This is a genomic window from Gracilibacillus thailandensis (assembly GCF_010994055.1).
Taxonomy (GTDB): Bacteria; Bacillota; Bacilli; order Bacillales; family Amphibacillaceae; genus Gracilibacillus; species Gracilibacillus lacisalsi.
Map to the genome: position 1 here is coordinate 38,908 of NZ_WJID01000049.1, position 12,935 is coordinate 51,842.

Annotated in this window: 13 protein-coding genes and 1 riboswitch; all 13 genes read right to left on the reverse strand. The window is 33.6% G+C overall.

Annotated elements, in window-relative coordinates:
* Positions 1–1,017 carry a polysaccharide biosynthesis protein gene (locus GH715_RS14385; RefSeq protein WP_153835935.1) on the reverse strand — a complete coding sequence of 339 codons (1,017 nt, stop codon included), beginning with the start codon at positions 1,015–1,017 and terminating at the stop codon, positions 1–3.
* An 11-nt stretch (positions 1,018–1,028) separates the two neighbouring features.
* Complete coding sequence (locus tag GH715_RS14390; protein ID WP_153835934.1) at positions 1,029–1,883, reverse strand: sulfotransferase family protein; 855 nt, start codon at positions 1,881–1,883, stop codon at positions 1,029–1,031.
* Positions 1,884–3,098 (reverse strand): glycosyltransferase family 4 protein, encoded by a 1,215-nt coding sequence (locus GH715_RS14395; RefSeq protein WP_153835933.1) that lies wholly within the window; start codon positions 3,096–3,098, stop codon positions 1,884–1,886. It abuts the gene before it with no gap.
* Positions 3,095–3,760: a sugar transferase gene (locus GH715_RS14400; RefSeq protein ID WP_153835932.1), complete on the reverse strand. Its 666-nt coding sequence runs from the start codon at positions 3,758–3,760 to the stop codon at positions 3,095–3,097. Before GH715_RS14400 ends, GH715_RS14395 begins: the two co-directional genes overlap by 4 nt.
* 4 nt (positions 3,761–3,764) lie before the next feature.
* Positions 3,765–4,874, reverse strand: a complete 1,110-nt coding sequence (locus GH715_RS14405; protein ID WP_153835931.1) for a DegT/DnrJ/EryC1/StrS family aminotransferase — start codon at positions 4,872–4,874, stop codon at positions 3,765–3,767.
* Between the two features lie 43 nt (positions 4,875–4,917).
* Complete coding sequence (locus GH715_RS14410; protein ID WP_153835930.1) at positions 4,918–6,750, reverse strand: polysaccharide biosynthesis protein; 1,833 nt, start codon at positions 6,748–6,750, stop codon at positions 4,918–4,920.
* Between the two features lie 36 nt (positions 6,751–6,786).
* Positions 6,787–7,665, reverse strand: a complete 879-nt coding sequence (galU, locus tag GH715_RS14415) for a UTP--glucose-1-phosphate uridylyltransferase GalU (protein ID WP_153835929.1) — start codon at positions 7,663–7,665, stop codon at positions 6,787–6,789.
* Positions 7,666–7,752: 87 nt separating this feature from the next.
* Complete coding sequence (locus GH715_RS14420; RefSeq protein WP_153835928.1) at positions 7,753–8,520, reverse strand: tyrosine-protein phosphatase; 768 nt, start codon at positions 8,518–8,520, stop codon at positions 7,753–7,755.
* Positions 8,521–8,679: 159 nt separating this feature from the next.
* On the reverse strand, positions 8,680–9,441 hold the full coding sequence (locus GH715_RS14425; protein WP_153835927.1) for a CpsB/CapC family capsule biosynthesis tyrosine phosphatase: 762 nt from the start codon (positions 9,439–9,441) through the stop codon (positions 8,680–8,682).
* Positions 9,442–9,640: 199 nt separating this feature from the next.
* Positions 9,641–10,333: a CpsD/CapB family tyrosine-protein kinase gene (locus GH715_RS14430; RefSeq protein WP_276208115.1), complete on the reverse strand. Its 693-nt coding sequence runs from the start codon at positions 10,331–10,333 to the stop codon at positions 9,641–9,643.
* Complete coding sequence (locus tag GH715_RS14435) at positions 10,308–11,072, reverse strand: YveK family protein (RefSeq protein ID WP_153835926.1); 765 nt, start codon at positions 11,070–11,072, stop codon at positions 10,308–10,310. Before GH715_RS14435 ends, GH715_RS14430 begins: the two co-directional genes overlap by 26 nt.
* A 200-nt stretch (positions 11,073–11,272) precedes the next feature.
* Positions 11,273–11,902 (reverse strand): LuxR C-terminal-related transcriptional regulator, encoded by a 630-nt coding sequence (locus GH715_RS14440; protein ID WP_153835925.1) that lies wholly within the window; start codon positions 11,900–11,902, stop codon positions 11,273–11,275.
* Between the two features lie 98 nt (positions 11,903–12,000).
* Positions 12,001–12,087, reverse strand: a riboswitch (cyclic di-GMP riboswitch).
* Positions 12,088–12,725: 638 nt separating this feature from the next.
* Positions 12,726–12,887, reverse strand: coding sequence for a hypothetical protein (locus GH715_RS14445; protein ID WP_163578678.1), 162 nt, complete (start codon positions 12,885–12,887; stop codon positions 12,726–12,728).
* Between the last annotated feature and the right edge of the window lie 48 nt (positions 12,888–12,935).

A 12,935-nucleotide genomic window follows, 5' to 3' on the forward strand; every position in this document is an offset into this window, starting at 1 on the left:
TTATCTCCAACCTTTCAGTTCATCACGTACAAGCTGTAGTTCCATTAACTTCTTCTTTACTTCTTCAACATTAAGCCGATAAGTATTATGTGAATTATATTCTTCCTCTGTTGAAAGCTTTTGGTCTCCCTCTACAAAATATTTATCATAGTTCAGGTCCCTTTGGTCAGCTGGAACTCGGTAAAAGCCTCCTAAATCTTCAGCAACTACATGCTCCTCTTTCGTTAGGAGGGTCTCATATAATTTCTCTCCATGCCTAGTTCCTATGACTTTTATCTCATTATCTACCTCAAACAATTCCTTTAGAGCCTGTGCTAAATCTCCAATCGTAGATGCAGGTGCTTTTTGTACCATAATGTCTCCTACTTCAGCATTTTCAAAGGCAAAAGCTACTAATTCCACTGCTTCCTCTAAACTCATTAAAAATCTAGTCATAGTAGGATCGGTTACAGTTAATGGTTGGCCATTTTTAATTTGTTCTATAAACAATGGAATTACCGAACCTCTAGATGCCATCACATTTCCATATCTTGTTCCGCATATTAATGTTCTATCTGGATCTACTGTTTTAGACTTAGCAACAAAGACCTTCTCCATCATTGCTTTAGAGATGCCCATTGCGTTTATTGGGTAAGCTGCTTTATCCGTAGATAAGCAAATTACTTTCTTAATACCACATTCTATTGCTGCGGTTATTACATTATCTGTACCTTCAACGTTTGTCTTCACAGCCTCCATTGGAAAAAATTCACAAGAAGGTACTTGTTTTAATGCTGCTGCATGAAAAATATAGTCAACACCATACATTGCATTTTTCACACTAGCTATATCTCTAACATCACCTATGTGAAACTTTAACTTCTCATTCTTGTACTTCTTACGCATATCGTCTTGTTTTTTCTCATCACGAGAAAATATACGTATTTCTTTTATATCACTATTTAAAAATTTCTCCATCACTGCATTACCGAAAGAACCAGTACCACCTGTTATCAATAACGTTTTCCCTTCGAACATATCTTCACATCCTATAAAAATTCGCTTTGTAATTTCGAATATTTTTCTCCAACTATGTCTTTAACCAAATCTATTTCTTTTTTCTTAATTGTGCGATAACCTTTACCCACACTTTTATTAGAAACGTTCGCACTAATTTCTTCTAAGATTTTTTTATCATGTGAACAGCCTAAAAATTTCAATATTCTAGCCAATTCAAGGGAAGGATGACTAACAAACGTATTATAATCAATTGATATATATTGATCGTTAGACATTTTTTTAAAGGACTTAGCCGACGCCTCTACAGATTCTAACCACTGTTTGGCCGATATCTCAATAGCTGACATGTTTTTCGCATCCTTTTCAAAGCCATTATATTTTGGTCCCCAATAGCTCAACCTTTTTTCTTTATTAAACATTTTGTTTAATCTATTTAACAAGTACTTTGATCCGTAATAAGGTATATCTGCAGTTGGAATAAACCTAGCTTTTGCCATGAGGTATTTAAGGTCAAGTTGGGCTTTCCATCTTAATTCAGCACTAGCCACAACATCCAAAGGGTCTCTAAAAAGAAATATATATTTTGCATTAGGTACTATTTCGTCTACAAAATCCACTCTTAGTGAATTAGCACATGTCTTTTCTATGACATTATTAACACCATACTTTTTCCTTACCCAATCAAATTGCTTATTTATATAATCCTTCTTTTTTTCATCCGCATCATCTTGCGTAAATTGATCATGTTCTATTTTTTTTTGGCCGTATCTCCATATATAATTGATTTCATCACAAGGCCATGTTGCAAAGTCATCTAGTTTACATAGTAAATCTCTTAACATATTAGTTCCTGACCTTGCTGCACCTATTATAACAATATTCATCTACTCACCTATTTTTTTAATAATATTTTTATAAGCTGAATCTGTTGTTAAAAATTGGTCAAAGTATTTTCTTGCGTTCTCAGAAAATTCTTCTCTTAAAGCAGAAGATTCTTTTAAAGTCATTAAATTTTTATAATATGCTTCTAAATCACCTGTTTCACACCACAAACCACAATTTGCATCTTTCATAATCAATTCACCAAAATCAGTGTTTACATCAGTTGCAGCTAAAACCGGCTTTCCTATTCGCATTAAATTTAGCGTCTTAGAAGGAATATTTGGAATCGTATAACTTCTACTTAAATTTACTAGACCAAGATCACTAAGCGCTAATAATTGATCATATTCCTCTGTAGGAACAAAATCATACATTTTTACATTCGGAAGTCTTTTTTTATCTATTAAGTCTTTAATTTTATCCTTGGCTATTCCTTTACCAATAATTAAAAATCGTACATCATTGACATTTTCTTTATACAATTTATCAGCTAGTTCTATTAAAAATTCCAATTCATTCGCCGGGCTAATATTACCTCCAAAAGTACAAATGAATTTATCCTCTAGATCATATTTTATAATTAAATTTTGAATCTCACTATCTGTTGGTTTCTTAACTTTATATACTGATGACCAATTTTCCAGTATAAAGAATTTTTTGTCTTCAATTTGATTATTTGATTTTAAATAATCTACATTTTGTTTAGACATACACCCTAAATAGTCTGATATTTTATAAATTTTTTTCTCAATATTTCTAAAAAAAGAATAGATTAGTCCTTTATTCAACATTTTAATATCTAAAGCATTCTGTGGAAAAATATCTTTTACTACTAGTAAATACTTAGCTTTTTTATGCTTCTTTTTCAATTTCTTTACTGTGTAGTATAAAGTGATTGCAGGTGTTGGGTATATAATAAGGTCATATTGTATATCTTTGAAATGTCGATCAATAGCGTTATTAAAATAGAATGGTAAAAAAAGTGTCGTAAACCCTTTTCTGAATTTATTCACTTCAAAATAGTTGCCCGCTTTGATCCATAGAATGTGATGGTTTTCTTCTTTTTGAACAAAAGTTTCACTACCATTTTTATTTTCTAAGAGAGCCGCAACATATACATTATGACCTTCCTCGGCAAATTTCCTACTTAAGTCTTTATACATATGTTCTCTTTTTTGATCAAATGGATAGTTCAACATTAAAAATAATACATTCATTTTAATACCCTCACTACAGTTTCTAACATGATTTTGAAATCTTTAATTAATGTTGCATCTTTGATGTATTCTACATTTATCCGTACCTTTTCTGGAAAAATTATCTCTTTATAATATCGTTCAGGATTTTCACTTTTACTTAATAGTTCATCTTCATCTTTAAACTCTAAAGTAGCTTTACCAGTTATTCCAGGTGGTACTAACAGTACATATCGATAAAATTTATCTCTGTTTTGGTATAGATATGGCATATCTGGCCGAGGACCGACAAAACTCATTTCTCCCTTTAGTACGTTAAGAAGTTGTGGTATTTCATCTAACCTAAGCTCCCTTAAAACTTTACCAATTCTTGTAATTCTCATATCTCCTTTATGAGTAATTCCATCATTTGTTGATGTATTAACTTTCATTGTTCTAAATTTTATGATATGAAATGTTTGTCCTTTATACCCCATTCGTTCTTGTTTAAAGAATATAGGCATACCACTGTCAACAATGATAAATATACTTATAATAATAGAAACTGGTAACAACATGATAAAAAGCATGAGTGCTAAAATAAAATCTAATACTCTTTTTATTTGCACATATCTATTTATTGATGTTATTGTTTTATCATCACTTTCGAGGTCTATACCATGATAGTTTTTCTGAAATTCCATTCTATCACCACAATTCTTTTATTATTGTAGTTACTCTAATTAGATCATGCTCAGTCATTTTAGTATCTGAAGGTAAGCATACACCTTTTTCAAACAGTTTCTCTGATACACCTGCACCGATAAAATCAAATTCTTTAAAGAAAGGCTGCATATGCATTGGTTTCCATATCGGTCTTGATTCAATATTTTTTTCTTCAAGCGCATTAAATATATCAATTGGTTTAATTACACCATTTAAAATTATAGTACTTAACCAGTAATTTGGCTGATCCCAGTCATTAACTGGCATAAAAGAAACTCCTTCCAATTGTCCGAGTTCTTTCTTATAATACTCAAATATAAATTTCTTTTTCTTTACCCGTTCTTCTAATACCTTCAATTGTCCTCTACCAATACCAGCAACCACATTACTCATACGATAATTATAACCTAACTCACTATGCTGATAATGTCGTGCTTGATCACGAGATTGTGTGGCCCAAAATCGAGCTTTTGCAATTTTTTCTTCATTATCTGAAACAAGCATACCTCCTCCAGAGGTAGTAATAATCTTGTTACCATTAAAGGAATATATTCCATAGTCTGCAAAAGTTCCCGTATGCTTCCCATTATAATAACCACCTAATGATTCGGCAGCATCTTCAATAACAACTACATCATGCTTATTACAAATCTCCATAATTTTATCCATATCTGCAGATAAACCATATAAATGAACAATAATTACTGCTTTCACTTCTGGATACTTTCGGAATGCTTCTTGTAACGCATTTGGATCCATATTCCATGTTTTTTCATCACTATCTATAAAAACAGGAATTGCATTTTGATAGATAATAGGATTTGCCGTTGCAGAGAACGTTAGTGTGGAGCAAAATACAACATCTCCATCTTCTACACCCGCTGCTTTTAAAGCTAAATGAATTGCCGCTGTTCCAGAAGATAATGCTGCAGCAGACTTAGCCCCTACTTTACTAGCTAATTCTACTTCAAACTCATTCACATTAGTACCTAAAGGAGCTATCCAATTTGTATCAAATGCCTCTTGAACATATTGTTGTTCATACCCTTCATCACTCATGTGTGGTGAAGAAAGGTAAATTCTATCAGCCATATATTTGACGTCCTTCCTCATTGTTATAAGTCTATAACTCTTGCTAATTAACGGATTCTATTTGTTTCTTTTCAAGTTCCTTAAATACTATTCTCATTAATTTATCTTTTAGTTCTATACTATTTAATTGATTAAAATGATGGATTAGTTCGTTAAACTGATCCGCATATACTTCTATAGTTTTCCCTACATAAATCTTTTCATATATAGCTTCAGGGTGAACTTCTTTTTCTCCAAGCAATTCTTCATACATTTTTTCACCGGGACGAATTCCGGTAAATTCAATCGGAATTTCAGAGTCTGTATAACCTGATAGCTTAATAAGGTTTCTCGCTAGATCTACTATTTTCACTGGTTCTCCCATATCTAAGACAAATATTTCTCCACCTTTGGCTAAGGTTCCAGCTTGGACAACTAATCGTGAAGCTTCAGGAATTGTCATGAAATAACGCGTCATGTCTGGATGTGTAACCGTGACTGGTCCGCCTTTTTCAATTTGCTTCTTAAATAGTGGAATAACACTGCCACGACTTCCAAGTACATTACCGAATCTTACCGCAACAAATTTTGTTTTACTACGAGCTGCTAAGTCTTGTACAACCATTTCTGCTATGCGTTTCGTTGCTCCCATCACGTTAGTAGGGTTTACGGCTTTATCTGTAGAAACTAAAACAAATGTATGAGTGCCAAATGCATCTGCCGATTCCGCTACATTTTTCGTTCCGATAATATTATTTTTTACTGCTTCGTGAGGGTTATGCTCCATTAACGGTACATGCTTATGAGCTGCTGCATGATAGATGATCCGTGGATTATGTTCTTGTACAACCTCAAAAATACGTTGTCGATCTTGTACATCTGCAATAATTGGTATAATTTCAATTTCTTCTTGTTGATATTTTTGACGTAGTTCCATATCAATCGAATAAATACTAAACTCTCCATGACCGACTAACAATATTTTTGATGGTGTAAATCGCATTAATTGCCTACAAATCTCCGAACCTATTGAACCACCTGCACCAGTAACCATTACAGTATTACCTGTTACATATTCTGATATGGAGTTGATGTCTAATTCAACTGGATCGCGCCCCAATACATCTTCGACATCTACATTTTTCAAAGAACTTACCGATATTTTACCTGATACAATATCTTCTATCTTCGGTACCATTTGCACTTTGACATTGGTACTGTTACAGATTGCGACTAATTCTGATAGTGCTCCATTTGTTAAAGATGGAATAGCTATTACAATATGATCGATCTCTAAATTTTTCACTAATTCAGGGATTTCGTTCGTGTTACCTGCAACCGGTAAATCATAAAGTTGCATTTTATGTTTAGCCATATCATCATCTGCGAAAGCCACAGGTAAAAGATCGGTGTGTTGCTGTTCATTCTTTAATTGTCTGGCAATCATTGCACCAGCAGCACCGGCTCCGACTATTAATGTTCGTTTTCTATTAGTCTTATCTTGCATATAGTGGTCGCGGTAGACTCTCCAGACAAACCTTGAACCGCCAATTAATATAATATGTAATAACCAAGTTACAATAAGTGCTCTTCTATAAATGGTGAAATCATTTGCTAAGAACTGAACAATACCTGTTGCTACTATTGTGAAAGTGATTGCTTTCACGATTGCCATTAACTCCCCTATGCTCGCATATGCCCAAACCTTATGATAAAGCTTATAGACAAAGGCAAATAGATGATGAAATAGAAATAAGGCAATTGCTGTAATTGCCATTATATCTAATTCACCAAATGAATGGGTTGGGTAAACAATCCATGAAGCTATAAAAATCGCAGTACTAACAATGAGAGAGTCTAATAATATTAATAAGCAAATCCGTTGTTTGTAACCCATTGGGGCCATCCCTTCCATCGTTAAGAATTATTGGAATTATTGTTTCACCTTGTTTTGAGCTAACTGATTAATAATTTTTTGTACTTCTTCACCGATTTCCTCATTCTGTAATGCAAATTCAATCGTAGTTTTGATGAAGCCAAGCTTTTCTCCGACATCATAACGTTTCCCCACAAAATCATATGCAAATACGCTTTGAGACTCATTTAAACTTTGGATCGCATCCGTTAATTGAATTTCACCACCAGCACCGACTTCTTTCTGTTCTAAATATTTAAAGATTGTAGGTGATAATACATAACGTCCCATTATCGCTAAGTTTGACGGCGCTGTTCCTGGTTCGGGTTTTTCTACGAATTTGTTTACCGAATAGTTATTGCCGTGTTGTTCTTTTGGATCAACAATTCCGTAACGGTGAGTTTCGTGATCTGGAACCTGTTGCACACCAATAATAGAACCACCTGTACTTTCATACTCATCAATTAACTGTTTAAGACAAGGTGTTTCCGATTGAACAATATCATCACCAAGTAATACCGCAAATGGCTCATCACCAATAAACTTACGTGCACACCATACGGCATGGCCTAATCCTAGAGGTTCTTTTTGACGTATATAATGGATATCCACTTCTGCAGGTTGTTTTGTTTTTTCTAGTAAATCGAACTTGCCTTTCTTTAATAAGTTATCTTCTAATTCAAAGTTGTGATCAAAATGATCCTCAATTGCTCGTTTCCCTTTACCAGTTACAATAATAATATCTTCTATTCCAGATGCAATTGCTTCCTCCACAATATATTGAATTGTTGGTTTATCCACAATCGGTAAAACTTCTTTTGGCATCGCTTTTGTTGCAGGTAAAAATCTTGTTCCCAGCCCTGCTGCTGGGATGATCGCTTTTCTTACTTTTTTCATAATAGATAACAATCCTCCAAAATATAATGATAACATTCACTTATAATACACCTTTTAAAGTATACTTTAACTTTTAGCACTCTACAACTAAAAAATCCCCATAATTTTCCTTTTCTTGATTTTTTCTGGAACATCTCCTACTACATGATCTCCATTAACTAAATATTGCGCATTTTCCATAAACCAATAAACCAAAGAAGCACCATATTTATCCTTGATTACTGTATGTGCTTCTTGCATCACAAAACCTCTACTCGTAATATTATGTGCATCAGAGGCAATAAAATGCGTTAAGTTTGCTTCAATTAATTGAAGGCTGAATTTTCTGATTTTTTTACCGAATTTTCCCGCAACACTCGCTGCAGTAACTTGTGTCAATGTCCCATTACTCACTAAGTCATATAATATATTAGGATTTTCAATTAGCTCTTTATTTCGTTCAGGATGCACAATAACTGGTTTGACTCCTTGTAATTGCAAATCAAACATTAATTGCTTCGTATAACGCGGAACATGGTCGGATGGAAGCTCCACGAATAAGTATCCACTTGTATCATTCAGTGGCAATAGTTGTCCATTCTCTAAGTCAGTTAACATATCTCCGTTTATTCGTGTTTCTTGACCAGGAAGAATAGTGAGGGGAATTTCTTCTTCTCGTAATCTATCTTTTAATTGATCTACTGCTATTAATATATCTTTTTTATAGTTATCATAACTACCATTTAAGTGATGTGGTGTAGCAATAATCGTGTTAATTCCTTGTGATACTGCAGAATTCGCCATTTGCACACTATCTTCCAAATGCTTTGCTCCGTCATCCACACCAGGTAGGATATGACAATGAATATCGATCATATTAATTCATCGCCCTTTCTAATCAAAAATACATTACTTGTACGTCATAATATCATACTAAAGTATAACAGGGAACATCCTAAATGAAAATAGGATTTAATCAAACGAGTATTGTCGAATTCACTTTAATTTTTGTAAACTATGTATATCTTCTCCATATTATAAGATTCCAAAGATTTTCTTCTTTTTAATACGGGCTGGTTCTTCCCCTTGAACCATTTTATTGTCTAACAGTAAATTTTGGTTTTCTTGTAGTAAATACCACTGATGGAATGAAATATTGCGTTTCATCGACTTCCAAGCCGATTGTATGTGATAATCTTTTGCTTCTGAGGTGTCTGAACCGACGAAATGGACGAGGTTATTCTTCAGAAATTGCTGTGTTAGTTTTTGCAGCTTTTTACCTTTTTTACCCATAATACTTTTAGCACTTACTTGTACTAATACACCGTTTTTTACCATACTGTAAAGATGATCATGGTCTTCCTGAATTTGCAGGTTTTTTTCAGGATTCATAAAGACAGGTTTATAACCTTTCAATTGAAGTTCGTAGCATAATTGTTTGGTATATTCCGGGATATGATCATACATTAACTCCATAAAGACATATTTTGGTTCTGCCCCATAAGTCATTAAACTTTCCGCCTCTAGATCTTCTTCCATGTTTCCATAAATTCGGATCGTTTGTCCAGGAATTATTTCTACTTCTATGTTTTCTTCCATTAATTGTTGATTAACCTTTTGCACCAAATTAATAATGGTATCTTTATTGATTTCCTGTTTTCCTTGTATGTATCTAGGTGCTGCAATGATTTTTCTCACGTTCGCTTTTTCTGCTTCCTTCGCTATTGCGATTGACGAGGAAATATTTGTTACACTTTCTCGATTAATTGGAAGAATATATGGATTAATATCCAACATATGCACCACCCTTTCTAGTCATCCTACTCATACATACTAGACCTTAGTCCCATTATATGTAAAGAATAGCATATTCGTCGTTGTTTGGAAAGTAATAACATCAACACCCTCACTATATACATTAGTTTTACATCTTTATTTTATGGGGATTTATTCAAAAAAATACCTTTCGACTATTTATTAAGCCGAAAGGTATTTTTTAATTTCCATAATAGTAATAGTGACCTTTTTTCTGTTCACGATCATTAAGGACGACTCCTAACAATTTCGCATTCCCAACATCCAATAATTCTTTAGCCTTGGTGGCAGCATCATATTCTGTCTGGTTACTACGAACAACCATTACAGCACCATCACAGATGTTAGCGAGAATTTGCGCGTCGGTTACTGCTAATACAGGAGGTGTATCAAACAACACTAGATCATAATCCAAACTTGCATTAGATATAAGATTTTCCATCGCTTTTGATCCTAACAACTCAGATGGGTTCGGCGGAATTGGTCCACAAGTCAATAAATCCAATCCTGCTACATCACTGCTAGTTACAGATTCGTTTAATTCTGTTTCTCCGACTAGAACACTACTTAACCCTTTTCTATTATCAATGCGAAAGGTATAGTGTAATGTTGGTTTACGCATATCGGCATCAATTAACAATACTTTCTTCCCTTGTTGAGCAAACACAATTGCCAAGTTTGCCGTTGTAGATGACTTCCCTTCTGAAGGTCCAGAAGAGGTTACCAGCATTGTTTTTAGTTCTCCATCCACAGACGAGAATTGTAAGTTCGTCCGAATCGTTTTATATTGTTCTGAAATCGGAGAACGAGGGTTCATCTTGGTAATTAAGTGTCTTACATTTTTTAGATTAGACTGTTTTTTTCCTCTGACCACCAAAATTCCCCCTCTCCGTTTTTTGATTGATAGAAACTGACTGTCCCATCGACATCATATCTTTTTCATCGATATGCGAGACTACTCCAAGAATCGGTAGTTCCAATTTATCTTCTACATCCTGCTCAGTTTTAATCGTGTTATCTAAGTATTCAAGTAAGAATGCTAAACCTACACCAACCATTGCGCCAAGCACCATCGCTATTGCGATGTTAAGCATTGGCTTCGGATTAACTGGTTTTGGGTTTGCCGGGACTACCGCTTCGGATAGAATGTTCACATTGTTAACGTTCATTAATTCTGGAAGATCTTCTCGGAATACTTCTACCGTTGTATTGGCAATATCCACCGCTACCTCAGGATCATAATCAGTCGCAGTAAGTGTTACAACCTGTGAACTTTCTGCACTGGAGATCGATATTTTCTCTCCTAAAGCACTCGGTGTTATTGTTAAGTTCATTTCCTCAACAACTTGATCTAAAATTCTGTTACTTTTCATTATCTCTTTATATGTATTGATGATTTCGACATTAGAACGAATTTGGTTAATATCAACATTATTTACCTCATTCGTATCTTGATTAACTATAAATTGCGTACTAGATTGATAGGTTGGAGTTAAAACAAAAAAACTAATGATAGCACTGATACCAGCAGCACCAACAATTAATAATATAATCAATAATAGACGTTTTTTCAGAACTTCGAAAATCTCTTTCAGTGATATCGTTTCCTCCATTATTCGTAACCTCCGCATATAATTCTTTCAGATGACTTCTGTCGTTAATTGCATACGATCACATCATAAACGAAATTATAACATAAACTGTTTTTATTTGTCATAAATATCTTGTGATTTTTTGTGAATTTTCTAGGTACTATTTGTCATTAGCGCAATAAAAAAAGCCCATGTCACCTATCAACACAGGCTTTACTTTATTAAGATACATGGAACCATTGATTTTTTAATGCTGTGATTACAGCATTCGTCCGATCAGGTACTTCTAATTTTCTTAAAATCGAGCTGATATGGTTTTTAACTGTTTTATCGGTGATATACAATGTCGAACTGATGCGATTGTTACTATACCCTTGCGTTAAGAGCTCCATCACTTCCCATTCACGATTGGTGAATACACCGACTGGACGTTTATCTTTTCGACTATGAATTTCGCGATAGTCTCCTAATAGAACTTGTGTTAATTCTTCGTGGATATAGTTTTGCCCAGATATAATCTTTTCAATGGCATGAACAAGCTCTTGTTTCTCCATACCATTAAAGAAATAACCATTAAGGTCCATTTTAAATAATTCTGTAAGATCTGGATGATCATTGTCTTCTGTCCACACAATAATTTTCTTGTTATTTTTCATGTACGTGTTAATTAAACTTATGGTATCTATATCTGTGTCAATATCAATGATGAGCAGGTCGATAATATAGTCTCGTAGTTTTCCTTGTTGTTGTGGTTCAACCGCAATGATATCATAAGTTTTAAACTCATTCGAAAGCACCCCTACTAGACCTTCTCGATAGATAGAAGCTTCTTTCACTATTGCTATACGCATTGATATTTCCTCCTGTTTCCTTTTTTTATAATTAAAAAGACTATTTCTTTTTTGTGCAGAAATAGCCTAAAATACTTTCGACGATATAATACGAACAATTAGGTAACCAGGCTATCATAGGTACTTTTACCCTTAGATCCTAGGCTTTGCGTCCTGCTTTTTCAAACAGTTTGCCTTTTTCTTACTATTCTATTCTGTCTTATATATTACCGTTTTCCTATATTTATTTCAATATTTAGGTAGAAATATTTTTTAAAATAAGTATTTTGGTTTATTGATTGGAAATTAAATGGATAATTTATAGGTTTATATACACGTGTTTATTTGTCGATTTATGGAGTTTATTGTTGATAGAACGGAAATCGATTTCTTTATTTTAGCATTTTTTCGGGGAAATTCTAGTTATTTTGACGATTTTTATCATTATAATCAGAGGGAATTTGACAAGCGTGTCGAAAGGAAGCGATTGAAGGGTATTACCTAACAATCGGTTGTTGTTTTTAGATACTAAATCATCAACCAACATCTTATGTTAATGGAATATATTCTTTGATGGAGCTTTTAGTGAAAAGAACTTAGTTTGCAGAGACTCCTCGTTACTTTCTACTAACTTGCCACTATAGTGTTTACAAGTAAATGATACGAGAACTAGCGATACTTGGTCACCATTGGAAATGAAGCTACTAAAACTCTAAAATTCCTAAGCGATATTTCTTTTCTTTGGTAGGCAATATGGCAAGCTTTAATCAAAACATAAATCGTCATAAAAATAATAATAGCTGAGAAAATACTGATTAAAATGATTTCTTTGAATAAACTCCTTTTATTTGTTTTCTAAATCTTCTATTCGCTCTTCTAAATGATCTATCCTTTGCATTAATTCACGATTGGTGGTATTAATTCGAGTGGATATCATTTTCATTAGTGAAATAAGGAATAAGACTAAAACAACAGCACCTAGAAAATATCCAATGATGATTTCCATTATATATACTCCTCCCTCTATATAATTCAAATATCGTTAATATACTCT